The following is a 25,244-nucleotide window of genomic DNA, read 5'->3' as shown; positions in this document are numbered from 1 at the left end:
ATACTGGATCGCCCGATCAAAGTCGGGCGATGACAGTTGTCGCGCATGGGCCGGCCGACCGTGCTAAAGCATCCGCATGATTCCCTGGGAAAAGCTCGACACCGCCCGCATTCCTGGAACCGGCAGCGAACTCCGCCTGATGCGCCGCGGCACGGAGTTTTCCATCAAGCTCGGCAGCAACGAGCTGATGAACAGCCGCCTGTCGGGCTCGGAAGCCGCGCTCGCGACGCTCGCTGCGAAGAAGATCGAAAACGTCGCTAAGCCGCATGTGCTGATCGGCGGACTGGGCATGGGCTTTACGTTGCGTGCCGCGCTCGCCGGGCTCGGCAATGAAGCGCAGATCGTGGTGGCGGAGCTGGTGCCGGCGGTGGTCCGTTGGGCCCGAGGCCCGATGGCAGAAATCTTCGGCGACAGCTTGGACGATCCCCGCGTCAGCATTCGAGAGACGGATGTCACCGACATCATCCGGTCGCATCGTTCGAAGTTCGATGCCATTCTGCTCGATGTCGACAATGGACCGGAGGGGCTTACTCGTGAGGCCAATGATGCGCTCTACAACGCTGCAGGCTTGCGTGCGACGCACGCCGCACTGCGACCGGGCGGCATCCTGGCCATATGGTCTTCGGGGCCAAACGCGACGTTCGCAAAACGTCTTCGTGGTGCAGGCTTCGAGGTGAACGAAGTCAACATCCGCGCCACCGGCAAAGGCCGCGGCGTCCGCCACGTGATCTGGATTGCGATGAAGGCTTGACTTAGCTCGACGACCATCTCCGCTGTCGTCCCTGCGAACGCAGGGACCCATAACCACAATTGGTGATGGCAAGACTGGGCTGGAGCCACAGCGCTCGCAACGACGCACGCCGGTGGTTATGGGTTCCTGCTTTCGCAGGAACGACGAGATAGATCACGCCGCCTTTGCGGCCGCACCCTGCGCGTGCCCGGCGATCGCGTTGATGATCTGCGGCCACATCGGGATCGGCAGCGCGTGGCCCATGCCTTCGATCATCAGGAGCTTTGCGCCGGGGATCGATGCCGCGGTGTCCTTGCCGCCTTCGGGGTGCACGAGCGGATCGACGGTGCCGTGAATGACGAGCGTCGGGATCTTCAGGCGATGCAGCCGTTCCTTGCGGCTGCCGGAGGCAAGCACCGCCCGCAACTGCCGGCCGACGCCGTTCGGATTGAGGCCGCGTTCATAGGTGCGGGCGGCGCGGGCAGGGTCGAGCGCCTCGTCTTCCGGGAACGAGCCGACACGCAGCACTTTCCAGGTCTGGGCGAACCGGTCGAAGTACTCCTCCTTGGTCCGCGGCGGCGGCGCCATCAACACGGCCGCAGCCTCGCGCGTCGGCGGCGGTATTTTTGGGTTGCCCGTAGTCGACATGATCGAGGTCAGCGAACGCACGCGCTGCGGGAACGAGAGCGCGACTTCCTGCGCGATCATGCCGCCCATCGAGGCACCGACGAGATGCGCCGACTGGATGCCGAGCACGTCCATCAGGCCGACGGTGTCCTTGGCCATGTCGATCAATTTGTAAGGTGCGGCCACCGGTATCTTCAGGAACCGCAGCTTCAGGAGTTCGAACGGCGTCAGCCGTTTGCCGCCGGACATGTGAGAGGATTTACCGATGTCGCGATTGTCGAAGCGGATGACGCGAAAGCCGCGCGCGGCGAGCTGGCGGCAGAAATCGTCATCCCAATGGATCATCTGGGCGCCGAGCCCCATGATCAAGAGCATAGGTTCCGCGGCCGGATCGCCAAAAATCTCGTAGCAAATATCGATGCCGTTGGCGCGGGCGATCTGGGGCGGCTGATGGGCGAGCATCGCGTGTCTTCCCTCAAGTGTTATCTGGCTTCAGTAACTATGGCACGGTTTCCCGCACCGCAGAAGACGTCGCAGCGGTTGACCGGCCCGCTGCAACGGTGTGGTATGGGCCAATCACAAGCGAAGCGTGGCAAGCGCTCGTAATCTTTCGGGAGAGGGCGCCTATGGCCGACAAAGGCAACGATCCTGCTGTGATCTGGCAGACCATGATCGGGGAGATGGAGAAGGGGTTCAACTCCTTTGCCAACCAGGCGATGGCCTCGCCCGAATTCTCGAAAATGATGAACCAGGTCGGCGGCGTCAGCGCAGGCGCGCAGAAGCAGCTCGGCGAACTGATGGAGAAATACCTGCTGGCGATGAACCTGCCGAGTCGGGCGCAGCTCGTCGGCATGGCGGAGCGGCTGCAGGCGATCGAGGGCCAGCTCAACGAGATCAAGGCGCTGTTGCATCAGGTGCACCACAACTCGCTGGCGCCGGAGAGCGGCTACGGCACGCCGCGGCCGCCGCGCACCAAGCGTCCGCCGGCGGAGGGAGAGCAGAAATGAACGCTCCCGCGGGTCTCGATCTCGCTTCCATTTCAGAGCGGGTCCAGTCCGAGGTGCAGCGCGCGATCCAGCGTAGCATCAAGGGCGTCGAATATTTTTCTACCTCCGGCCCGTCGCTCGGCTCGACGCCAAAGGACATCCTGGCCGCCCGCGGCACCATGAACCTCTACCACTATCGGCCGATGGCGGATGAAATCTACCGCGTACCGATCCTGATCGTGATGGCGACCACCAACCGCGGCTACATCCTCGACATGGTGCCGGGCCAAAGCTTTATCGAGTTTCTGCTGAAGCGCGGCTACGACGTCTACATGCTGGACTGGAGCGCGCCGAAGCCGGAAGAAAAATCCTTGCGGATGGAGGACTACGTCCTCGACTTCATCCCCGACTGCGTCCGCCGCGTGCAGCAGGATTCCGGCGAGCAGGACGTTACCGTGATCGGCTATTGCTTCGGCGGCGTGCTGTCGCTCTTGTACGGCTCGATCTTTCATGACGGGCCGATGAAGAATTTGATCTGCTTCACCACGCCGATCGATTTCCGCGAGATGAAGCTGTTCCAGAACTTTTCGGACCGCCGCTATTTCGACGTCGATCGCCTCGTCGATAGCGTCGGCAACGTGCCGCCCGAAATGATCCTGTCCTCGTTCGAAATGCTGCGGCCGGCGTCGCGCACCGTCAGCCAGGTGCAATTGTGGGAAAACATCTGGAACGACGAGTTCGTGAAGTCGTACCGGATGTTCGACCGCTGGGCGACGGATACGCTGCCACTGGCGGGCGAGTATTTCCGCGACATCACCAGGAACCTGATGTGGGACAACAAACTCTATGACGGCACCATGTCGGTCGGCGGGCGTGCGGCGGATATTTCCAAGATCAAGGTGCCGATCCTGCATGCGGTCGCCGAACACGATCACATCGTGCCCTATGATGCGGCCAAGCACCTGATCGCCAAGGTCGGTTCGACCGACAAGGAAGAGGTGATGCTCAAGGGCGGTCACGTCAGCCTCGTCGCCGGCGCCAACGCGATCAAGCGGCTGTGGCCGAAACTGGATTCCTGGCTAGGTAAGAGATCAACATGAGCGAGACACGTTCCTATCCGCGCCACGTCAAGACCGATGCCGGCGAGATCGAATTCCGCATGATGGGGCGGGCGGACGAAGCCGCCGTGCTGGCATTTGCGCAAAAGCTGCCGACGCATGATCTCTTGTTTCTGCCGCGCAATATCAGCCAACCAAAAGTGCTCTCGGCCTGGATCAACGAGATTGAGCGCGGCCAGATCGTAAGCCTGCTGGCAGTGAAAGATGGGACGGTGGTCGGCTGCGGCACGCTGGTGCGCGACCCGCATTCCTGGTCGCCCCATGTCGGCGAAATCCGGATGGTGGTCTCGCTTGACGTCCGCGGGCAGGGGGGTCGGCCGGGCGCTGTCGCAGGAAACGTTTGCGCTGGCGCTGGGCGCCGGGCTGGAAAAGCTGTCGGTACAGATGACCGTCGACCAGCAAGCGGCGATCGCCCTGTTCGAGAGCCTCGGCTTCCGGGCCGAGGCCCTGCTGCGGGACCACGTTCGGGATGTCGACGGCAAGAAGCACGATATCGTCGTGCTCGGACACAATGTGGCGCAGGTTCGGGCACAGATGGAAGCCTATGGGCTCCCCGGGGCCGTGCAGCACTAGCCGAACACAAAATCGCGAAAACAAGCCCATGCAAAGTAATGGGGCGGCTCCGGCATTAGCCTAAAGTGGAACTTTTGCCGGTTCTCTGGGCGGATCGCTCATCTATCAGGCTTTTCACGAATTCGTGATATCGCGCTGCAACATTAATGTTGCGATGCACCATTAACTATGGCACAACACACGTGCCCCGGGCCAATCCGGACGGGGTGAGCCCATAGCTCAAACCGAGGATGGAGAGACCCCCAATGACCACCGAAACCAATTCCGTGCTGAACACCGTCAAGGATGCCTTCGCGCCCGTCACCGAGGCGTTCACCAAGCTCCAGAACCTGGAAGTTCCGGAAGCCGCCCGTGAGTTCGTGAAGAAGCAGACCGAGACCGCCAAGGAGCGCGCCGCCGACCTTTATGCCGGTTCGGAGAAGGCGACTGCTGCGATCGAGACCGCCGTTGCCGGTTCGGTTTCCGAGGCCGCCAAGATCAGCCGCAACATCCAGCAGGCGCTCTACCAGGACGCGGAAGCGTTCTTCGCCGGCATCGACAAGCTCGCTTCGGCGAAGTCGCTGAGCGAAGCTGCCCAGATCCAGTCGGACATGGTCCGTGCGCGCGGCGAAGTGCTCGTCACGCGGGCGAAGGCCACCACCGACTATCTCGGCAAGCTCGTCGCCGACAGTGCCAAGACCGCGCAGGACAACTTTGCCAAGGTCTATTCCAAGACCGCCTGATCGCGATCCGCTGACAACTGCCGTTTTCGAAGGCCCGCTTTTGCGGGCCTTCTTTTTGTCCTCTCCTCGTCATGACCTGTTGCAGTCATTGCGAGGAGCGATAGCGACGAAGCAATCCATCCTTCCGGTGCGGCGACATGGATTGCTTCGCTTCGCTCGCAATGACGGCTAGTCTGATGCGGACGCGAACCGTTCCTCGAAAGCCGTCATGACCCTTCCCGCCACCTTCGTCATCGACTCTCCCGGCGACGTGATCCGCGCCGCCGAGTTGCGGCGCGTGAAGATTGTGGCAACGTCGGTGCTGGCGGCGACGCTCGCGATCTTCCTCGCCGCACGAGCGCTGCTGCCGATGCATCCGGCCTTTGGCTTCATCGCGGCGTTTGCGGAAGCCGCCACCATCGGCGGCCTGGCCGACTGGTACGCCGTCGTGGCGCTGTTCAAACGGCCGCTGGGACTGCCGATTCCGCACACCGCAATCATCCAGAGCAACCAGCACCGCATCGCCGACAAGCTCGGCGAATTCATCGAGAAGCATTTCCTGGAAGCTGCTCCCGTCGAGGCCAAGCTGCGGCAGATCGATTTCGGCGCGTTCATCGCCGACTGGCTGCGCGACCGCAAGCGCAGCGAGGATCTTGCGCGCTTTGCGCTGCGGCTATTGCCCGAAGCGGTGGCGGCGACGGAGACCTCCGGGCTGATGACCTTCGTCAGCCGTCGCATCACCGCGCAACTGATGTCGATCGATCTCGCGCCGCTCGCGGCCGGAATGCTGCGCGCATTCGTGAAAGAGGGACGGCATTCCGGCCTGCTCGATGACATCCTGCGCGCGGTGCATCAGACCATGACGCAGGCCGAAACCATGGCGATGATCCGCGAAAAGATCCGCGCCGAATTGCCGACGCTGCTAAGGCTCTATCGCGCCGACAAGTTCCTGGTGAACAAGATCGTTGCTTCCGCCACCGCCTTCTTCGAGGAAGTCCGCAACGATCCCGCGCATCCGTTCCGCGGCGAGTTCGATCGCATGGTGATGACCTTCGTCGATCGCCTCGGCACCGATCCAAGCTACGCCGAGCGGATCCAAGGGTTGAAGCGCGATCTCCTGGCGCGTCCCGAAGTGACGGGTCTCGCACGCCACATCTGGGCCAACGCACGCTCGTTCTTCGAACGCAGCGCCTCGGGCGAGACGCAGGTGTTGGAGCAATATCTGGTGCGCATGTTCGTGAAAGCGGGTGAGGCGCTGGCGGGCGACGCCGAGATGCGCACCGAGATCAACCAGGGGCTCGTGGCGGTGTTGCGCACCGTGATCGCCGAACAGAAGAGCGGCGTCTCGACCTTCATCTCCGACCAGGTGAAGTCCTGGGACATGGGGCAGTTGATCTCGCTGATCGAAATCAACATCGGCCGCGACCTGCAATACATCCGCTTCAATGGATCGCTGATCGGTGGGCTGGCGGGATTGGCGCTGTACACCCTGGAATACCTGCTGCGGCTGCTGTGACTAATTCATCACGTCAACGCTTTCGTTATCCGAGATGTGATCTGCACTGCTTGCAAGGGGAAAGCCGGTTCCCTAGCTTTTTAGGGAACTATATTGCAGTGCCGAACGATTCTACCGCGTTGGCGTCTAACTGAACTGGTGGCCGGCTGCCGCGACGTAAGGGGCCGAGCCCGAGAGGAGATATGATGTCCGTTGCTGCGCAGACGCTTGCCCCGCCATCCAGAACCCTGATGCTTCTGGAGGGGCGTGCCATTCACGAACTCGGCGCGTTTCTGGGGGCACTGCCATTGCTGAGTCTGGCGCCGCGCGGCGACGGGCACCCCGTGCTGGTGTTGCCCGGCCTTGTTGCATCCGACACCTCGACGCGGCCGCTGCGCAGCTTCCTGCGCACGCGCGGCTATGCCGTCAGCGGCTGGCGTCAGGGGCGCAACCTCGGCCTGCGCCACGGCGTGCAGAACGCCATGGTCGATCTGGTGCAGGAGTTGAACGACACGCACGGCCGCAAGGTCTCGCTGGTCGGCTGGAGCCTCGGCGGTCTCTACGCGCGGCAGCTTGCCAAGATGATGCCGGAGCGCGTGCGCTCGGTGATCACGCTCGGCAGCCCGTTTGCGTCGGGACCGAAGGCGACCAACGCCTGGCGTGTCTACGAGTTGGCGAGCGGCCGCCGCGCCGACGAGGAGGACGCCCGGTTCGGCGGCGCGCTTTCAGGCACGCCGCCGGTGCCGACCACCGCGATCTTCAGCCGCACCGACGGCGTCTGCGCCTGGCAGGGTTGCATGGAGAAGACGTCGGCGACTTCCGAAAGCATCGAGGTCGAAAGCAGCCACTGTGGCATGGGCCATCACCCGGCGGTCGTGTACGCGGTTGCCGATCGCCTGGCGCAGCCGGAAGGCGAATGGTCGCCGTTCGATCGAAGCGGCTGGCGCAGCGTTGTTTACCCGAATCCGCATCGCTGAAGCAGCCCATCACCCTGACCCTCTCCCCGTGAAGAACGGGGAGAGGGAAAAACCACCGACATTGTCGCTCTGCCGCAAAACGCGCTATGCCTTGACGCATGCCGCCGCCGCTTGCCCGCATCATTCAGCAGTTGAAGCGCGAACCGTCGCGCACGGGTTCGATCGTCATCACCGTATTCGGCGATGCCATCGTGCCGCGCGGCGGCTCGGTTTGGCTCGGCACGCTGCTGGAATTTTTCGAGCAGCTCGACATCGACGCCAGCGTCGTGCGCACCGCGATGTCGCGGCTGACGGCCGACGGCTGGTTCGAGCGCGTCAAAGTTGGCCGCAACAGTTTCTATCGGCTGGTGCAGGGCGAACGGCAGACTTTCGATATCGCGACCAAACACATTTACGGTCCGCCAGCCTCCGACTGGACCGGGCGATTTGAACTGCTGCTGATCGGCAATGGCGGAGATCGCGACGCCGCACGCGAGGCGTTGAAGAACGCTGGCTTCGGCAGTCCGCTGCCGGGCGTGTGGGTGGCGCCGTCGGGCGTGCCGGTGCCTGCCGAAGCCTCCGGCGCCATTCGTCTCGAAGTGTCGGCGGAGGACGACAGCGGGCGGCGTCTGCTCAGCGAAAGCTGGCCGCTCGATCGCACCGCCGACGCCTATCAGAAATTCATGAAGACCTTCGAGCCGCTGCACGGCTGGCTCGGTCGCGGCGAGCGGCTGACCGAGGCCGACGCGTTCACCGCACGGATCCTCCTGATCCATCATTACCGCCGCGTCGTGCTGCGCGACCCGTTGCTGCCGACCGCGCTATTGCCCGCGGACTGGCCCGGCAGGGCCGCCCGAATGCTCTGTGGCGAGATCTATCGCGCGCTGCTTCCCGCGTCCGAACAATGGCTTGATCGCCATGCCACCAACGAAAACGGAGCGCTGCCAAAGCCCGGCGGGGAACTTTCGAAGCGATTTGACGGGCTGTAGATTTGTTACAGAAATATATTGCATATCATAATTTTTGTTATATATTACCTCCCAACAAATTCCGGGAGGTCCGCCATGTACACGCAGGCGCTCAACACGTCCGACGGCGACGATCGCCACATTGAGGACGCCACGCGGGCTGCGCAGTTTCAGGCGCGCATCGATGCTGACGAGCGCATCGAGCCCAACGACTGGATGCCGGCCGCCTACCGCAAGACGCTGACGCGGCAGATTTCGCAGCACGCGCATTCCGAAATCGTCGGCATGCTTCCCGAAGGCAACTGGATCACCCGCGCGCCGTCGCTGCGCCGCAAGGCGGCGCTGCTCGCCAAGGTGCAGGACGAATGCGGCCACGGCCTCTACCTCTACGCCGCCGCCGAGACGCTCGGCTCTTCGCGCGAAGAGCTCGTCGACGCGATGCTCGCGGGCAAGGCAAAGTATTCCTCGATCTTCAATTATCCGACGCTGACCTGGGCCGACATCGGCACCATCGGCTGGCTGGTCGATGGCGCGGCGATCATGAACCAGATCCCGCTGTGCCGCTGCTCTTATGGTCCTTACGCACGCGCGATGATCCGCGTCTGCAAGGAGGAATCGTTTCACCAGCGCCAGGGCTTTGAAATCATGCTGACGCTGTGCCGCGGCACCGACGAGCAGAAGGCGATGGCGCAGGATGCGCTGAATCGCTGGTGGTGGCCGGTCTTGATGATGTTCGGTCCGCCCGATCAGGTCAGCCAGCACAGCGACACCTCGACCAAGTGGAAGATCAAGCGCTTCTCCAATGACGAGCTGCGGCAGAAATTCGTCGACGCCACCGTGCCGCAGGCCCAATTCCTGGGGCTTGCGATTCCCGATCCCGATATGAAGCAGAACGCGAACGGCAATTGGGAATATAGCGCGATCGATTGGGACGAGTTCAAGCAGGTGCTGGCAGGCAACGGCCCCTGCAACCGCGACCGTCTGGCGGCGCGGCGCAAGGCGCATGAGGATGGCGCCTGGGTGCGCGAAGCAGCGATGGCCTATGCCGAGAAGCGCCGGCAGCGCGCCGCCTTGCAGGCCGCTGAGTAGGGAGACCAACGATGGCGACGCCGAACATTCCGCTCTGGGAAGTTTTCATCCGCAGCCGCAACGGGCTGTCGCACAAGCATGTCGGCTCGCTGCATGCCACCGACGCCACGCTGGCGCTGCAGGCTGCCCGCGACATCTACACCCGCCGCGGCGAGGGCCTCTCGATCTGGGTGGTGCCGTCGAGCGCCATCACCGCGTCCGATCCGTCCGAGAAGGGCATGATGTTCGAGCCGGCGGAGTCGAAGATCTACCGGCACCCGACATTTTACGACGTGCCCGACGAAGTCGGGCATATGTAGGTCTTTCCGTCATCAATGACGACCGCTAGCAGGTGATTGAAATGGCTGCAGCCAACATCCAGGTTTCCGAAACGCCGCTGGTGCTCTACACCCTGCGCCGCGCTGACGATGCCTTGATCCTGGGCCATCGGCTGTCGGAATGGTGCGGCCATGCGCCGATGCTGGAAGAGGACATGGCGCTCGCCAATATGGGCCTCGATCTGCTCGGCCAGGCGCGCGAGCTTTATTCCTACGCGGCCAGGGTCGAGGGCAGGGGCAACGACGAGGACAAGTTCGCTTATCTCCGCGACGTCAGGCAGTACCGCAATCTCCTGCTGCTTGAACAGCCGAACGGCGATTTCGCGCGCACCATGGTGCGGCAGTTCTTCTATGCTGCGTTCGCCGATCTCTATTGGCGCGCAATGATGCGCTCCACCGATGCAACGCTGGCGGCGATCGCGGCAAAATCGGAAAAGGAAAGCGCCTATCACGTCCGCCATTGCTCGGAATGGATCATCCGTCTCGGCGATGGCACCGAAGAAAGCCACCGCTGCACGCAAGCGGCGATCGACGAGCTCTGGGCTTTCACCGGCGAGATGTTTGCCGCCGATGACAGCGAGCGCGGCTTGATCGATGCGGGCGTCGCGGTCGATCCGGGGCCGCTACGTCCGCAATGGCTGAAGACGGTATCGGATGTCGTCCGCGAAGCGACGCTTGTGCTGCCCGATAATAATTGGATGCAGCAGGGCGGCCGCAGCGGGCGGCACAGCGAGCATCTCGGTCATCTCCTCAGCGAGCTGCAATCGATGCAGCGGACGTTTCCGGGGGCGACATGGTAACGGCCATCCACAGCGACACCGATCTGCGCCGCCGCGCCTGGGAGGCCGCTTCTCAGGTAGTCGATCCCGAAATACCGGTGCTTACGATCGCCGATCTCGGTGTGCTGCGTGACGTCGAGGTTCATGACGGCCGCGTCGAGGTCGCGATTACGCCCACTTACTCCGGCTGTCCGGCGATGAACATGATCGCGCTCGAGATCGAGCTGGCGCTGGAACGCGCCGGCATGCCGCGCCCGACGGTCCGCACCGTGCTGTCGCCGGCCTGGACCACGGACTGGATGAGCGACGACGGCCGCAACAAGCTCCGGGAATACGGCATCGCCCCACCGCAGGCATCGAACTCGCGCCGCGCGCTGTTCGGTGAACAGCAGGTGGCCTGTCCGCAATGCGGCTCTGATAATACCGAGCTGCTGTCCGAATTCGGCTCGACCTCCTGCAAGGCGCTGTGGCGCTGCAAGGCCTGCCGCGAACCCTTTGATTATTTCAAGTGTCATTGACCATGTCCGTCGCGCCGCGTTTCCATCGTCTCGCCGTCAACGACCTCCGTCGCGAGGCTGTGGATGCGGTATCGATGACGTTTGCGATCCCGAAGGAGCTGGAAGGCGACTACAGCTTTGCGCCGGGACAATACCTCACCTTGCGTACCACGATGGACGGCGAGGAAGTGCGCCGCTCCTATTCGATCTGCTCAGGGCCTGACGACGGCGAGTTGCGCATCGCGGTGAAGAAGGTCGACGGTGGCGCGTTTTCGAACTGGGCAGCGGACGAATTGAAGGCCGGCGACGAACTCGACGTGATGACGCCGACTGGCCGTTTCGGCGTCGCCCCTGCACCGGATGAGGCGAGGGTCCATGTCGGATTTGCCGCAGGAAGCGGCATCACGCCGATCCTGTCGATCGTCAAGGGCGTGCTGGCGCGCGAGCCGAACAGCCGGTTCTTCCTGTTTTACGGCAACCGCACGACGTCAAACATGCTGTTCCTCGAAGAACTCGAAGAACTGAAAGACCGCTTCATGCAACGGTTGTCGCTGTTCCACGTCATCTCGGGCGAGGAGCAGGATATCCCGATCCTGCATGGTCGGCTCGATGGTGCGAAAGTGCGCGTGCTGTTGCGCTCGCTGGTGCCCGCCTCGAGTGTCGATCACGTCTTCATCTGCGGCCCCATGGGTATGAGCGAGGAGATCGAGACCACTTGCCGCGAACTCGGCATTGCCGAGGACCGCATCCATGTCGAGCGCTTTGTCTCGGAATTCGGCGGCAAGCCGCGCGCGAAGAAGATTGTCGAGCCGTCCGCGCCGCCGAAGGCGATCGCCTCGCTGATCATCGACGGCAAGCGCCGCGAGGTGCCGGTCGCCGAAGGAGAGGCCATTCTCGACGCCGCGTTGCGCGCCGGCATGGATCTGCCGTTCGCCTGCAAGGGCGGCATGTGCTCGACCTGCCGCGCCAAGCTGGTCGAGGGCGAGGCGCAGATGGAAGTCAATTATTCGCTGGAGCCGTGGGAGCTGAAGGCGGGATTCATCCTGACTTGCCAGGCGCGGCCGTGCTCGGACAAGGTCGTGGTGGACTACGACCATGTCTAGCAGCGATGTCATCCCGGGGCGATGCAAAGCATCGAACCCGGATCTCGAGATTCCGGGTCTGGTCCTTCGGACCATCCCGGAATGACGGAAGAAGTTGGAGACCCGGGATCGTTGACACCTCGTGTGCTTCGTTCCAACTGAGACACTATGCAAAGAGGCCTGATAACAGGCCCGTGCGTACAAGGGAGAGAACGTCGTGGATCCGTCTCGCAGAGCGGGCAACCCGCTATGAACGTCGCGCTGTCGCCCGACGAGATCGCCCGCGCCTGCGCGGAGGCGATGTGGAAGGAAGACGACGCCAGCAAGGGCCTCGGCATGAAAATTGTCGAGGTCAAGCCGGGGCAGGCGACGCTGACGATGACGGTGCAGCCGCACATGGTCAACGGCCAGCGCATCGCCCATGGCGGTTTCATTTTTCTCCTCGCCGATTCCGCCTTCGCCTTTGCCTGCAATTCCCGCAATGAGCGCGTAGTCGCTGCGCAATGCGATATCGCCTTCATCCGCCCGGGCAAGCTCGGCGACGTGCTGGTCGCGACCGCGCGGGAAGTTTCGCGCAACGGTCGCTCCGGGATCTATGACGTCCGCGTCACATCGGGCGATGTCGTGATTGCGGAGTTCCGCGGTCATTCCCGCACCGTCGCCGGGACGTGGCTACCAGCCGCGGACGAAGAGACCAAACAAAAATAGCAAGCGAGAGGAACACGCCATGGCCATGGCAAGATTGAAATCCAGCGGAAGCGGTTACCGCGCTGAATTGGATGAGGCCGAGCGCGCCTCGCGCGACGAGATCATGGCGCTACAGACCAAGCGGCTCGCCTGGTCGCTCCGGCACGCCTACGATAATGTGGCGCATTACAGGAAGGCGTTTGACGCGGCCGGCGTGCATCCCTCCGATTTCAAGCAGCTCTCCGATCTCACGAAATTCCCATTCACGGCGAAGACCGACCTCCGCGACAATTACCCCTTCAACATGTTCGCCGTGCCCCGCGAAAAGCTGGTCCGCGTCCACGCGTCCTCGGGCACAACGGGCAAGCCGATCGTGGTCGGCTATACGCAGGGCGATATCGATATCTGGTCGGAGGTGATGGCGCGCTCGATCCGCGCCGCCGGCGGCCGCACCGGCATGATCATTCACAATTCCTACGGCTACGGCCTGTTCACCGGCGGACTCGGCGTGCACTACGGCGCGGAAAAACTCGGCTGCACCGTGGTGCCGGTCTCCGGCGGCATGACCGAACGCCAGGTGCAACTTATCAACGATTTCAAGCCCGACATCATCACGGTGACGCCGAGCTACATGCTGGCTATCTCGGACGAGTTCAAGCGGCAGGGGCTCGACCCGCGTCAGTCGTCGTTGAAGTTCGGCATCTTCGGCGCCGAGCCCTGGACGAATGCGATGCGCGCCGAGATCGAGCAGGCCTTTGACATGGACGCGACCGATATTTACGGGCTGTCGGAAGTGATCGGCCCCGGCGTGGCGCAGGAATGCGTTGAGACCAAGGACGGCCTGCATATCTGGGAGGATCATTTCTACCCCGAGGTGATCGACCCCGAGACCGGCGCGGTGCTGCCGGACGGCGAGAAGGGCGAACTGGTATTCACCTCGCTCACCAAGCAAGGCTTTCCGATCATCCGCTACCGCACCCGCGACCTGACGCGGCTGTTGCCGGGCACCGCGCGCCCGGGCATGCGGCGCATGGAGAAGGTCACCGGCCGCTCCGACGACATGATCATCTTGCGCGGCGTCAACGTGTTCCCGACCCAGATCGAGGAGGCGTTGCTGGCGACCGACTGGTGCGGCGGCCATTTCATCATCGAGTTGACGCGCGAAGGGCGCATGGACGAGATGACCGTGCTCGCCGAAGCCCGCCCCGAAAGCTGGGACGGTAGCGGGCTGCTCGCGCACGCCGAAAAGGTTGCGCTGTTCATCAAGAACACCATCGGCATCACCGCGCGCATCAAGGCAGTGGCGCCGGAAACGCTGGAACGTTCGCTCGGCAAGGCGAAACGTGTTTACGACAAGCGGCCAAAGGGTAACTCCTGCTCAGGAGCCGAGCGGGAATCTCTAATGTCAGTTGCCGAAAATTCCGATGTTGGACCTGTCACGGTGCAGGCCCGCTGCGTCCGCCTGCCGGCAAAAGTTGCGGACGCAGCCTCACTTGCGCCCATCATCGAAACGCACGCGCTGTCGCGTGCCGGCAACGAGTTGCTGATCGAGGTCAAGGCGGCGGCGGTCAATCCGTCCGATGTGAAGGCGGCGACTGGGCTGATGCCCTATGCGGTATTTCCGCGCACGCCGGGCCGCGACTATGCGGGCGTTGTCATCGATGGGCCGGACGGTTGGATCGGGCGCGACGTGTTCGGCTCTTCCGGCGATCTCGGTATTCGCCGGGACGGCACGCACGCTACGCATCTCGCGATCGAAGCCGACGCCGTGGTGGAGAAGCCCAAGGGCATTTCATGGGAAGAGGCGGCCGGCATCGGCGTGCCCTTCGTCACCGCGATGGAAGGCTTGCGCCGCGCCGGCGTTCCGAAGGCGGGTGAGACCTTGCTAGTCATGGGTGTCAACGGCAAGGTCGGGCAGGCGGCAGTGCAGATCGCGAGCTGGCACGGCGCGCGGGTGATCGGCGTGGTGCGCAAGAGCGAGCCCTACGAAGGCCACGCCAATTCAACGGTAGAAGTCATCGACGCTTCCGCAACCGATGTCGCGGCGCGCGTGCGCGAACTCACCGGCGGCAAGGGCGCCGACATCGTGTTCAACACCGTCGGCGATCCCTATTTCCAGGCCGCACATCAATCGCTGGCGGTGCGCGGGCGGCAGATCCTGATCGCCGCAATCGACCGCATCGTGCAGTTCAATATTCTGGAATTCTATCGCGGCCAGCACACCTATGTCGGCATCGACACCCTCGGCCTGTCGTCGATCGCGACCGGCGCGGTGCTGCGGGAACTCGGTCCCGGCTTCGCCAGCGGGCATCTCAAGCCGTTCCTGATCAAGCCGGCCGCGATCTATCCGCTGGAACACGCCCGCGCTGCCTTCATCGCGGTCGCCGGCTCGGCGCGCGACCGGGTGATCCTGCGGCCTTGAAACAGGCATTCGCTGCGCGGGATTCCCAATTCTTTCATGGGGAATAAATCCGTTGTCCGTCGCCTGCGTGCAATGACTTTATTTCGTCATCGTCGACCTCGGTGGGCGATTCATTCTCCGCATCGTTGCGGCGTGGACGCGCGCATTTTTCCAACATATTAGCAACTGCTGAAATGGCTTCCTATTTGAGCGGTAACCGCTGCATCGGCCGGGCGGGAGCAGGGAAACACCAGTGCTGGAAAGTGCCAATATCGTCATCATCAGCGGATTGCTGATCGGTCTCGTCTATGGATCGGTCGGATTGTTGAGCGGGTTTTGCTTGCTCAGCAGCCTCAGAGGTTTTTGGGCTGAAGGTGACGGCCGGCTGGTGCGCACCTATGCGCTGGCGATCGGCGTCGCGGTGGCCATGACGCAGTTGCTGGCTGCGGGCGGCCTCGTCGATATCGGCAAGTCGATCTATCTGCAGCCGTCATTCTCCGCGCCCGTGATGTTCTTCGGCGGGCTGTTGTTCGGTTACGGCATGGTGTTGTCGAACGGCTGCGGCTCGCGCGCGCTGGTGCTGCTCGGGCGCGGCAATCTCCGCTCGTTCGTGGTGGTGGTCGTGCTGGCGATCTTCGCCCAGATGACGCTGAAGGGCCTGATCGCCCCGTCGCGCATCGCGATGGTCGGGGCGTCGCAGACCACGGCCACAGCGAATTCGGTGCCGGCCTTGTTTGCCGCCGCAGGCCTGAGCGCAACGGCAGCGCGCATGCTGGCCGCCTCGGTCATCTCCGCAGCGCTGATCATTTTTGCCTTTGCGCATCCCGCTTTGCGGCGGTCGCCGGGCCAAATCGCCGCGGGTCTCGTCATCGGCCTCCTGGTGGTGGCGGGCTGGTTTGCCACCGGCTATCTCGGCGCCGACGATTTCAATCCCACGCCGGTGACCTCGCTCACCTTCATCGCGCCGATCGCGGACGCCCTTCAATATCTCATGCTGTCGACGGGCTCGACGCTCAATTTCGGCATCGTCACCGTGTTCGGCGTGTTCGCCGGCAGCCTCGTGACGGCGCTGTTGACCGGACGCTTTCAACTCGAAGGCTATCAGTCGCCGCGTCACATGCTGCGCTCCGGCAGTGGTGCCGCGCTGATGGGCATCGGTGGCGTCATGGCATTCGGCTGCTCGATCGGGCAGGGGTTGACGGGATTTTCCACGCTGGCGCTTGCTTCGCTGATTGCCTTCGCCGGCATCCTCGTCGGCACCGCCGCCGGCCTGCGCGGCGCGCTGCGCGTTCGGCCACTGGCGGCGGCTTAGCCGCCAGCCTTGGTCACGATTTGAATCTCGGATTTTAGCGTCCGGTGCACCGGGCACTTGTCGGCAATCTCCATCAACCGCTTGCGCTGGTCAGCATCGAGTGCGCCCTCGATCAAGATGACCCGGTCGATCTGATCCAGCATGCCCTCGCGCGTCTCGCATTCGGCGCAATCGGTTGCGTGAATCTTGCTGTGCTTCAGCGTCACGGTGACGCGGTCCAGCGGCAGCGATTTGCGATCGGCATACATCCGCATCGTCATCGACGTGCAGGCGCCAAGGCCTGCGAGCAGGAAGTCATACGGTCCCGGCCCGCTGTCCTGGCCGCCGACGGCAACGGGCTCATCCGCCACCATCTGATGGGGACCTGTGGTGACGATCTGCTGGAATTTGCTGTTGCGGGTTTCACGAACCACGACGTGGCGTGGCGCCTCGCTCGCGGCAGAAGCAGGCTGCGCCGCGGCGGGCTCGATGTAGCGCTCGGCCCACGCGGCGATGACGCCGGCTACATAGACGCCGTCCCGTTTGCCGCTCAGCAGATGATCGGAGCCCGATAGCGACACAAAGCTCTTGGGATGTTTGGCGGCAACGAAAATCTTCGTTGCATTGTCGATGCCGACCGTGTCGTCGGTCGGCGAATGCATGATCAGCAGCGCCTTGTGAAGGTCTGCGATTCGCGCCGCCAGGCTGTGCTCGGCGATGTCGTCGAGGAATTCGCGCTTGATGTGAAACGGCCGCCCGGCGAGCTGGACCTCCACCGTGCCGTGCGTGCGGATGTCGTCGAGGCGATCCTTGAAGAGATGCGTGACATGCACGGGATCGGACGGGGCGGCGATGGTGACGACCGCCTTTGCCTCCGGTATCTGCCCCGCGGCAGCGAGGATCGCGGCGCCGCCCAGGCTATGGCCGATCAGGATCGCGGGCGCCGTGCGGGTTTCGCGCAAATGATCGGCGGCATGGACGAGATCGGCAACGTTCGAGGAGAAGGTCGAGTTGGCGAATTCGCCCTCGCTGGCGCCGAGCCCGGTGAAATCAAACCGCAACACCGCGATGCCTTTTGCGGTGAGCGCCGTCGCAATGCGTTTCGCGGCCAGCACGTCCTTGCCGCAGGTGAAGCAATGCGCAAACAGCGCGTAGGCTTGCACCGGTCCGTCAGGCATATCGAGGGCAGCGGCAAGCTGATGGCCGCCTTCGCCGGTGAATTGAAAGCGTTCGCTCGGCATGGCTGTTCTCACTCCGACTTGGCTTCAATCGCCTGAATAGCGCTGCTCGGCCCACGGATCGCCGCGGTTGTGATAGCCTCGTACTTCCCAATAGCCCGGCGCATCCTCTGCCAGAAACTCGATGCTCTGCAGCCATTTCGCGCTCTTCCAGAAATAGAGATGCGGCACCACCAGCCGCACCGGGCCGCCATGCTCCTGCTCCAGCGGCGCACCGGACCAGCTATGGGCGAGCAGGGCATCCTCGGCGGCGAAATCTTCCAACGGCAGATTGGTAGTGTAGCCGTCATGGGAGTGCAGCACCACGAAACGCGCTTCCTCGCGCGGCCGGCAGGTGTCCAGGAGGTCACGCGTTGCCAGCCCCTCCCATTGATTGTCGTAGCGCGACCAGGTCGTGACGCAGTGAATGTCGGATACGAACTTGCTCTGCGGCTGGGCCGTGAACTGCGCAAAATCCCAGAAGATCGGTTTTTCGACGGCGCCGTAGACGTCAAGCCGCCAGCGTTCGCGGGAAATATTGGGCGTCAGTCCCAGATCGAGCGTCGGCCAATCCCTGGTCAGATGCTGTCCTGGCGGCAGCCGTTGGTCTTCAGGCCGCGAGGTCTTGCCGGTGAGGAATTTGCCTTCTCGCGCCCAGCGTTCCTTGCTGCGCGTCAGCTTGCTCTCGGGCGGCGGCTCATTCTCATCGGTCATGTGAAGGGCCCCTGATCGGCAAGCGCGCCTGGTTTACTTCGGCGCCCTCGGATCGATCGGCGTCGTGCCGCGCACGCTCAGAATATCCTCCAGCACCTTGGCTCCGGCAAGCAATTGCGCCTCGCCCCGCGGCGGCGCGACCACCTGCAGCCCGACCGGAAGGCCCGAGGCCGTGAAGCCGCACGGCAACGACAGGGCAGGACAGCACACCAGCGTGATCGCGTAGACGATGCCGAGCCATTCGACGTAATTGTCGAACTGCTTGCCGGCACATTCGGCGACGTAGCGGTTCTCGACCGGGAAGGGCGGCACGATCGTGGCGGGCGCGAGCAATAGATCGTATCTTTCGAAAAATTCCAGCGTGCGCGCGGTCATCGCGACGCGCTGCGCCTCGGCGCGTTCGAGCTGTTCGACCGTCAGCTTCAGGCCTTCCTCGATATTCCAGATCACCTCGGGCTTGAGCAGGTCGCGTTTCGTGCGCAGCAGCGCCGCCTTGGAAAGCGCGAAGTCGAACGCGCGCAGCACATGAAAACATTCATGGGCCTCGCGTAAATCGGGATGGGCCTCTTCGACGATGACCCCTAGCGCCGCAAAGCGCTGCGCCGCCTTGCGGGTGACGGCGGCGACTTCCGCGTCGACCGGCGTGATGCCGAGATCGGGCGAATAGGCGACGCGCTTCGGCTTGTTGCCGGAGCGGACGGCTGCGAGAAACGAATTCGGCAACACCGGCAGCGACAGCGGATCGGCGGGGTGCTCGCCGCTCATGGCATCGAGCAGCAGCGCGACGTCTTCGACATTGCGAGCCATCGGGCCCTGGACGCCGAGATTGCGATCGATGGCGGCGATTGGGGTATGCGCGACGCGGCCGATGCTTGGCCGCAATCCGACGATGCCGCAGAAGCTCGCGGGATTGCGTAGGCTACCGCCCATGTCGGAGCCGTGCGCCAGCCAGGCTGTGCCGGTCGCAAGCGCGACCGCCGCGCCGCCCGAGGAGCCGGCGGCGGAGCGTGACGTGTCGAAAGGGTTGCGCGTCGGGCCGAACACTTCGTTGAAGGTGTTGGCGCCGGCACCGAATTCCGGCGTGTTCGACTTGGCGTAGATCACGCCGCCATTGTTTTCGAGATGCTCGACCAGAATATCTGACTTCGCCGGAATGTTATCCCTGTATATCGGCGAGCCCTGCGTAGTCAGGACGCCGGCGACATTGGTAAGGTCCTTGATCGGGATCGGAAGACCGGCGAGCAGGCCGCGTTCGGCAACGGGCTTCTGCATCAGTGCGGTGGCGTGCTTGCGGGCGCGGTCGAAGCACAGCGTCGGCAGCGCGTTGACCTTGCCGTCGACCTCGGCGATGCGCTTTTCCAGCACGTCGAGCAGGTCGAGCGGGGTGACTTCGCCCGATTTCAGCTTGCCGACAATGGCAACCGCCGTCTCACGCACCAGCCCCTGATCAGCCACTTCGATACTCCTGCGTCAGTTTTCTCGATCGCAGATCGTGCTGTAGAACATTTTCCGGCAAAGTGGAAACGCATGGAAGTAGTGGCCGACCGAAGATAATGCATGACGGTGCAGCGCGACCTAACCCCAGCCCGCCGTATATCCGCCATCCACGGTAAAGATCACCCCCGACGTATATCCCGAGCGATCCGACGCCAGGAACGCCATGAGGTCGCCGATCTCGCGCGCATGCGCGGGGCGGCCGAGCGGCATGTTCTTCTGGAATTCCTTGTAGCGGTTCTCGTCGCCGAACTGAGTCTTCGCCCGCGTCTTCAGGAGCGTCACATGGCGGTCAGTGCCGACGGGACCGGGATTGATGCCGACCACGCGGATATTGTCGGCGAGGCTTTTTCCCCCGAGCGCGCGGGTGAATGCCATCAGCGCCGCGTTGCCGGCGCTGCCGCAGATGTAATTGGCGTCGAACTTTTCGCCGGCAGCGCCAATGTCGTTGACGATGACGCCGCCGCCACGCGCCTTCATCTGCGCATAGATCGCGCGGGTGAGATTGATGTAGCCGAACACCTTCAGCTCCCAGGCGTGGCGCCAGGTCGCCTCGTCGATCTTGTCGATCGAGCCGCCGGGGATGTCGCCGGCATTGTTGACGAGAATGTCGATATCGGCAGCTTCCTTGGCGAGCCTGGCGATGTCCTCGCCCTTGCGCAGGTCGGCAACATGGGCGGTCGCGCCGATCTGATGTGCGGAGCGCAGCCGTTCGGCGAGTGCCTTCAACTCCTCGCCGCTGCGGGCGGCCAGCATGACGTCGCAGCCTTCTTCGGCAAAGGCTTCGGCCGCCGCCGCGCCGATGCCCTTGGAGGCGCCGGTGATCAGGACGCGCTTGCCGCGCAGATGCAGGTCCATGGGATTCTCGTGTGGTTAGAGGAGGGTGGAAGACGGTCAGCGAAATTGGTAAGCGGCGGGCGCCGTCTCGGTCAACATTGCAGTGCAGCGTTGCGCGGCAGGCAGGATTGGTCCATTGCAAGACAATCGAATAACCGGCATTAGCGGCCGGGCAAGACAACAAGGAAACTCTCGATGAGCAGCGCCAAAAAGCAGTATCGGATCGCGGTCATTCCCGGTGACGGCATCGGCAAGGAAGTGATCCCCGAAGGCCTGCGCGTGCTGGAAGTTGCGGCGAAAAAGCACGGCGTCGCCGTGCATTTCGATCATTTCGATTTTGCGTCCTGGGACTATTACGAAAAGCACGGCGAGATGATGCCGGAGGACTGGAAGGCGCAGATCGGCAAGCATGATGCAATCTATTTCGGCGCGGTCGGCTGGCCCGCGAAAATCCCCGATCACGTTTCGCTGTGGGGCTCGCTGATCAAGTTCCGCCGCGAGTTCGACCAGTACGTCAATCTGCGCCCAGTGCGGCTGATGCCCGGCGTGCCATCGCCGCTCGCCAACCGCAAGCCCGGCGATATCGATTTCTGGGTGGTGCGCGAGAATACCGAAGGCGAGTACTCCTCCGTCGGCGGCCGCATGTTCCCCGATACCGACCGTGAATTCGTCACGCAACAGACCGTGATGACGCGCACTGGCGTCGACCGCATCCTGAAATTCGCGTTCGATCTGGCGCAGTCGCGGCCGAAAAAGCACCTGACCTCGGCGACCAAGTCCAACGGCATCTCGATCACGATGCCCTATTGGGACGAGCGCGTGGAGGCGATGGCGAAGAAGTATCCGGGCGTGAAGTGGGACAAGTACCACATCGATATCTTGACCGCGAATTTCGTGCTGCATCCGGACTGGTTCGACGTCGTGGTCGGCTCGAACTTGTTCGGCGACATTCTCTCCGATCTCGGCCCCGCCTGCACCGGCACCATCGGTATCGCGCCATCCGGCAACATCAACCCGGAAGGCAATTTTCCGTCGGTGTTCGAGCCGGTGCATGGCTCGGCGCCCGACATTGCCGGGCAGGGGATTGCCAATCCCATCGGCATGATCTGGTCTGGCGCGATGATGCTGGAGCATCTCGGCGAGAAGCAGGCGGCGGAATCCATCGTCGGCGCCATCGAGCGTACGCTGGGCGAGCGCACCCTGCGGACCAGGGATCTTGGTGGCAACGCCGACACCGTAGCATGCGGCAAGGCGGTCGCAGAGATGGTGGATTGAGTTTTCGGTCACTGTCGTCCCTGCGAACGCAGGGACCCATAACCACTGAAGTTAGTTGTTGTCTCGGCTGTGGCTCCAGCCGTCGCTACATATCCATCGGTGGTTATGGGTCCCGGTCGCGCTTCGCTTGCCCGGGACGACGAACGTTATTTCCCCTTCACAACAATCCTTCGGCAGTGCTCCCACGCCGCGCGCATCAGGTTCTCGCTCGCTTCGGGCGTGCGGAACGCCGAATGCGCCGACAGCGTCACGTTCGGCAGTTGGGTCAGCGGATGATCGGCCGGCAGCGGTTCGATGTTGAAGACGTCGAGGCCGGCATGGCGGATCTGGCCCGATTTCAGCGCATCGATCATCGCTTCCTCGTCGACGATGGCGCCGCGTGCGGTGTTGATCAGGATGACGCCCGGCTTCATCGCTTCGATGCAGGCGCGCGAGATCAATCCACGCGTTTCGTCGTTGAGCAGGAGGTGGATCGAGACGACGTCGCTCTCAGTCAGCAATTCGTCGAGATCGACGAATTCGACCTTCGGATGCTTCTTGAGCGACCGGTTCCAGGCGACGACGCGCATGCCCGAACCGATCGCGATCCGCGCCACTTCCGCGGCGATGCCGCCAAAGCCGATCAGGCCGAGCGTCTTGCCGGTGAGCTGCATGCCGTCGTCGCGCAGCCAATTGCCGGCGCGGATACCGCGATCCATTTTCGCAAGTCCGCGCGCGCCTTCCCACATCAGCGCAACAGCGCATTCGGCGACCGCCGTATCGCCATAGCCCTTGATCAGGTGCACCTGGATCCCGAGCTCGGCGAGTTCTTCCGGATTCATGTAGCTGCGTGCGCCGGTGCCGAGAAACACCACGTGCTTCAGCCCCGTGCATTTCTTCGCGATATCGGTCGGCAGCGCGGTGTGATCGACGATCGCGATCTCGGCGCCGTCGAGTATCTCGGGATATTGATCCGAAGTGATATCGGGATTTCGGTGGATCCGCACGTCGGGATCGCCGGGCTGGTGCAGCCGCTCAAAGATCACGGCCAGCGATTCATTGGCGTCGACGAAAACTCCGCGCACGGCATTCCCCCGTTTCTTGGTTTGATATCAGGATGCGACGCCGGCCAGCGCCAGCACGGTATGCATCAGCACGTTGGCGCCCGCCGCGCAATCGGCTTGGGTGGCGTCCTCGAGCTCGTTGTGGCTGATGCCGTCCTTGCAGGGCACGAACACCATGGCGGCCGGCATCACGGTGTTGAGGTTGCAGGCATCGTGGCCGGCACCGGAGGTGATCCGGCGATGCGAATAGCCGAGCATTTTTGCGGCGTTCTCCACCGCGTCTACCAGCTTGGCATCGAAATGGGTCGGCGGCTTGCGCCAGATCAGGTCGAACTGGACATCGACCTTGCGTCGCGCCGCGATCTCGGTGATCGCCGCGCGCAAATCTCTATCCAGCGCATCCATGATGGCAGCATCGGCGCTGCGGCAATCCACCGTGAAGGCGATCTCGCCCGGGATAACGTTGCGCGAGGGATTGGCGATCACCGCCTCGCCGACGGTTCCAACGGCCTTCGGCCCGTGCTTCTTAGCGATTGCTTCCATCGCCAGCACGATTTCTGACAGCGTCGCCAGCGCGTCGCGGCGCAGCGGCATCGGCGTCGAGCCGGCGTGGCTCTCGAAGCCGGTGACCTTGCCGTCGTACCACAGAACTCCCTGCCCGGAATCGACCACGCCGATGGTCTTGTTCTCGGCCTCCAGGATCGGCCCCTGTTCGATATGCAGCTCGACGAAGCCAGAGAATTTTTGGCGACCCACCGGCGCGTCACCGCGATAGCCGATGCTGTCAAGCGCCTCCGCCACCGTGACGCCCTCGGCGTCCTTGCGCGACAAAATATCGTCGGTGGTGAAGTCGCCGACATAGGCCGCGGATGCCATCATCGCCGGCGCGAACCGTGAGCCTTCCTCGTTAGTCCAGTTGCAGATGCAGATCGGCGTTTCGGTCTCGATGCCGGCATCGTTGAGCGTGCGCACCACCTCTAGCGCCGCCAGCGTGCCGAGCACGCCGTCATATTTGCCACCGGTCGGTTGCGTATCGAGATGCGAGCCGAGCCCAACCGGCGCCTTCGACATGTCGCGGCCCTTGCGCAGGCCGAACATCGAACCCAGCGCATCCACATGCACTTCCAGCCCTGCGGCCTCGCACCGCTCGCGGAACCAGTCGCGCACCTGCTTGTCCTCAGGCCCGAGCGTCAGCCGCCTGACCCCGCCCTTTGGCGTCGCGCCGAATTTGGCGGTTTCATGAATCGTGCCCCATAGCCGGGCGGAATCGATTTGCAGGTTGGAGCTGATCTTGGTCATGCACTGTTCCGGAAGGTCTGCTGGCAGGCGGCGCGCTTGTTCATTCTTATTCGGTTGTTTTCAATGACGCGCCTGCGGCGGCGCGTCAACAATGACGCCGCCTCGCGCCAGGCTGGCCGCAAGTTCGACCACGCGCTCCACCGCGACGGTGTCGGGGGAGGCGAGCCAGCTTGCCGAAAACGTCAGCGGCGCCAACTGCAGATTGGTCGACAGCAATTGCAGCCGCCCGTTTGCCATGTCGTCCTCGACAATCGCCGTCGGTATCAGGGCGATACCGAGACCTTCGATCGCCATGTGGATCACGGTTGCGAGCGAGGCGCTGGCATGCAGCCGTATCGGCGGCAGGTCAGGGCGGTTGAACAGGGAGCGCACGATTTCATAGGGCTGGGTACGGCGCGAAAACGTAATGATGGGGAACTTCGCCAGATCGTGCAGCGTCAGTTCCTGCTTGCCGAGGCCGAGCGAGGGGCTGGCCGTAAAACCCACCGGATAATCGCAGAGTGCCCGGTTGTTGACCATCGGCGCCGTCAGCGGGCCGAGCACGAAGGCGAGTTCGATCTCCTGCGCCAACAGCCGGTTGCGCAAATTCGAGGTGATGTCGACCTCGATCTCGAGCGAGAGGTTGGGGTAGGCATAATTGACGCTCTTGATCAATTGCGGCAGCCAGGTGTGCACGATGGTTTCGGCGACACCGAGCCGCAGCACGCCGCGCATCGCCGAGCGATCGCCGACCACAGCGAGCATTTCCGAGCGCAGCCCGATCAGCTTCTCGGCATAAACCATCAATTGCCGTCCGCTCGGTGTCGGCAGCACCATGCGACGATCGCGCTGCAGGAGCTTCACGCCAACTTCGCGCTCGAGCTGGGCGATCCGTTGCGAAATCGCCGGCTGCGTCGTGTTCAGCTTCTGGGCCGCGCCGCGGAAGCTGCCAAGCGTCACCACCCACATGAAAGTCTCAATTGCCTTGAAATCAGTCATGCACCCTCAGCCCGCAGGTTGATAATTGCTATTTATCGAACTTGATTAGAAAAGACGATTAGACATTATCATAGCCATATGCGGGAGTAG

At 63.2% G+C, this 25,244-nt stretch carries 24 protein-coding genes and 2 pseudogenes; 18 read left to right on the top strand and 8 right to left on the bottom strand.

Annotated elements, in window-relative coordinates:
* Nucleotides 1–76 precede the first annotated feature (76 nt).
* Complete coding sequence (locus tag ACFXS9_RS24255; protein WP_392692783.1) at nt 77–751, top strand: spermidine synthase; 675 nt, start codon at nt 77–79, stop codon at nt 749–751.
* 153 nt (nt 752–904) lie between these two features.
* Here the strand turns inward: ACFXS9_RS24255 and ACFXS9_RS24250 are convergent, their stop codons facing one another.
* A complete protein-coding gene (locus tag ACFXS9_RS24250; RefSeq protein ID WP_392692780.1) occupies nt 905–1,819 on the bottom strand; it encodes an alpha/beta fold hydrolase in 915 nt (304 codons plus the stop codon).
* 164 nt (nt 1,820–1,983) lie between these two features.
* Between ACFXS9_RS24250 and ACFXS9_RS24245 the strand changes: the two genes are divergently transcribed.
* From ACFXS9_RS24245 to ACFXS9_RS24170, 16 genes and pseudogenes are all read left to right on the top strand, one after another.
* Nucleotides 1,984–2,364 carry a hypothetical protein gene (locus ACFXS9_RS24245; RefSeq protein ID WP_028350065.1) on the top strand — a complete coding sequence of 127 codons (381 nt, stop codon included), beginning with the start codon at nt 1,984–1,986 and terminating at the stop codon, nt 2,362–2,364.
* Nucleotides 2,361–3,443: an alpha/beta fold hydrolase gene (locus ACFXS9_RS24240; RefSeq protein WP_392692777.1), complete on the top strand. Its 1,083-nt coding sequence runs from the start codon at nt 2,361–2,363 to the stop codon at nt 3,441–3,443. The genes ACFXS9_RS24245 and ACFXS9_RS24240 overlap by 4 nt, the downstream gene beginning before the upstream one ends.
* Nucleotides 3,440–4,034, top strand: a pseudogene (locus ACFXS9_RS24235) (GNAT family N-acetyltransferase). The gene ACFXS9_RS24240 and the pseudogene ACFXS9_RS24235 overlap by 4 nt, the downstream one beginning before the upstream one ends.
* A gap of 245 nt (nt 4,035–4,279) precedes the next feature.
* A complete protein-coding gene (locus ACFXS9_RS24230; protein ID WP_392692774.1) occupies nt 4,280–4,756 on the top strand; it encodes a phasin in 477 nt (158 codons plus the stop codon).
* Between the two features lie 208 nt (nt 4,757–4,964).
* Entirely contained in the window at nt 4,965–6,251 is a 1,287-nt protein-coding gene (locus ACFXS9_RS24225; protein ID WP_392692772.1) for a DUF445 domain-containing protein, read from the top strand.
* Nucleotides 6,252–6,436: 185 nt separating this feature from the next.
* Entirely contained in the window at nt 6,437–7,207 is a 771-nt protein-coding gene (locus tag ACFXS9_RS24220; RefSeq protein ID WP_392699985.1) for an alpha/beta fold hydrolase, read from the top strand.
* A 98-nt stretch (nt 7,208–7,305) separates the two neighbouring features.
* Nucleotides 7,306–8,175: a phenylacetic acid degradation operon negative regulatory protein PaaX gene (gene paaX / locus ACFXS9_RS24215; protein WP_392692769.1), complete on the top strand. Its 870-nt coding sequence runs from the start codon at nt 7,306–7,308 to the stop codon at nt 8,173–8,175.
* A 75-nt stretch (nt 8,176–8,250) separates the two neighbouring features.
* Nucleotides 8,251–9,243: a 1,2-phenylacetyl-CoA epoxidase subunit PaaA gene (paaA, locus tag ACFXS9_RS24210; RefSeq protein WP_392692766.1), complete on the top strand. Its 993-nt coding sequence runs from the start codon at nt 8,251–8,253 to the stop codon at nt 9,241–9,243.
* An 11-nt stretch (nt 9,244–9,254) separates the two neighbouring features.
* Entirely contained in the window at nt 9,255–9,542 is a 288-nt protein-coding gene (gene paaB, locus ACFXS9_RS24205; RefSeq protein ID WP_392692763.1) for a 1,2-phenylacetyl-CoA epoxidase subunit PaaB, read from the top strand.
* 41 nt (nt 9,543–9,583) lie between these two features.
* Entirely contained in the window at nt 9,584–10,360 is a 777-nt protein-coding gene (gene paaC, locus ACFXS9_RS24200; protein WP_392692761.1) for a 1,2-phenylacetyl-CoA epoxidase subunit PaaC, read from the top strand.
* On the top strand, nt 10,354–10,857 hold the full coding sequence (paaD, locus tag ACFXS9_RS24195; protein ID WP_392692758.1) for a 1,2-phenylacetyl-CoA epoxidase subunit PaaD: 504 nt from the start codon (nt 10,354–10,356) through the stop codon (nt 10,855–10,857). Before paaC ends, paaD begins: the two co-directional genes overlap by 7 nt.
* A gap of 2 nt (nt 10,858–10,859) precedes the next feature.
* On the top strand, nt 10,860–11,939 hold the full coding sequence (paaE, locus tag ACFXS9_RS24190) for a 1,2-phenylacetyl-CoA epoxidase subunit PaaE (protein ID WP_392692755.1): 1,080 nt from the start codon (nt 10,860–10,862) through the stop codon (nt 11,937–11,939).
* A 228-nt stretch (nt 11,940–12,167) separates the two neighbouring features.
* Nucleotides 12,168–12,626, top strand: a complete 459-nt coding sequence (gene paaI, locus ACFXS9_RS24185; protein ID WP_392692752.1) for a hydroxyphenylacetyl-CoA thioesterase PaaI — start codon at nt 12,168–12,170, stop codon at nt 12,624–12,626.
* Nucleotides 12,627–12,645: 19 nt separating this feature from the next.
* Nucleotides 12,646–13,971, top strand: a pseudogene (paaK, locus tag ACFXS9_RS24180) (phenylacetate--CoA ligase PaaK); the annotation flags it as partial.
* Nucleotides 13,972–14,007: 36 nt separating this feature from the next.
* Complete coding sequence (locus ACFXS9_RS24175; RefSeq protein WP_392699983.1) at nt 14,008–15,027, top strand: zinc-binding alcohol dehydrogenase family protein; 1,020 nt, start codon at nt 14,008–14,010, stop codon at nt 15,025–15,027.
* 232 nt (nt 15,028–15,259) lie between these two features.
* Nucleotides 15,260–16,318: a YeeE/YedE family protein gene (locus ACFXS9_RS24170; RefSeq protein ID WP_392692750.1), complete on the top strand. Its 1,059-nt coding sequence runs from the start codon at nt 15,260–15,262 to the stop codon at nt 16,316–16,318.
* Here ACFXS9_RS24170 and ACFXS9_RS24165 read toward each other — a convergent pair.
* From ACFXS9_RS24165 to ACFXS9_RS24150, 4 genes are all read right to left on the bottom strand, one after another.
* Nucleotides 16,315–17,538, bottom strand: coding sequence for an alpha/beta fold hydrolase (locus ACFXS9_RS24165; protein WP_392692748.1), 1,224 nt, complete (start codon nt 17,536–17,538; stop codon nt 16,315–16,317). The genes ACFXS9_RS24170 and ACFXS9_RS24165 overlap by 4 nt on opposite strands.
* A 24-nt stretch (nt 17,539–17,562) precedes the next feature.
* Entirely contained in the window at nt 17,563–18,228 is a 666-nt protein-coding gene (locus ACFXS9_RS24160) for a sulfite oxidase-like oxidoreductase (protein WP_392692745.1), read from the bottom strand.
* 33 nt (nt 18,229–18,261) lie between these two features.
* Nucleotides 18,262–19,683 (bottom strand): amidase, encoded by a 1,422-nt coding sequence (locus ACFXS9_RS24155; RefSeq protein ID WP_392692744.1) that lies wholly within the window; start codon nt 19,681–19,683, stop codon nt 18,262–18,264.
* 120 nt (nt 19,684–19,803) lie between these two features.
* Nucleotides 19,804–20,580, bottom strand: a complete 777-nt coding sequence (locus tag ACFXS9_RS24150; RefSeq protein WP_392692742.1) for an SDR family oxidoreductase — start codon at nt 20,578–20,580, stop codon at nt 19,804–19,806.
* A 174-nt stretch (nt 20,581–20,754) separates the two neighbouring features.
* On the opposite strand from ACFXS9_RS24150, the gene ACFXS9_RS24145 reads away from it, so the two are divergent.
* Nucleotides 20,755–21,834 carry a tartrate dehydrogenase gene (locus tag ACFXS9_RS24145; RefSeq protein WP_392692739.1) on the top strand — a complete coding sequence of 360 codons (1,080 nt, stop codon included), beginning with the start codon at nt 20,755–20,757 and terminating at the stop codon, nt 21,832–21,834.
* Between the two features lie 146 nt (nt 21,835–21,980).
* Here the strand turns inward: ACFXS9_RS24145 and ACFXS9_RS24140 are convergent, their stop codons facing one another.
* From ACFXS9_RS24140 to ACFXS9_RS24130, 3 genes are read right to left on the bottom strand one after another with little or no spacing between them, the layout of a single operon-like run.
* Nucleotides 21,981–22,898 (bottom strand): NAD(P)-dependent oxidoreductase, encoded by a 918-nt coding sequence (locus ACFXS9_RS24140; RefSeq protein ID WP_392692738.1) that lies wholly within the window; start codon nt 22,896–22,898, stop codon nt 21,981–21,983.
* A gap of 27 nt (nt 22,899–22,925) precedes the next feature.
* Entirely contained in the window at nt 22,926–24,176 is a 1,251-nt protein-coding gene (locus tag ACFXS9_RS24135) for a Zn-dependent hydrolase (RefSeq protein WP_392692736.1), read from the bottom strand.
* Between the two features lie 60 nt (nt 24,177–24,236).
* Nucleotides 24,237–25,154, bottom strand: a complete 918-nt coding sequence (locus ACFXS9_RS24130; RefSeq protein ID WP_213290339.1) for a LysR family transcriptional regulator — start codon at nt 25,152–25,154, stop codon at nt 24,237–24,239.
* Nucleotides 25,155–25,244 lie beyond the last annotated feature (90 nt).

Source organism: Bradyrhizobium sp. RDI18, from assembly GCF_043203335.1.
Classification (GTDB): Bacteria; Pseudomonadota; Alphaproteobacteria; order Rhizobiales; family Xanthobacteraceae; genus Bradyrhizobium; species Bradyrhizobium retamae.
Note: the sequence above shows the minus strand (reverse complement) of the source record. Positions and strands in the feature narration are given on the sequence as shown.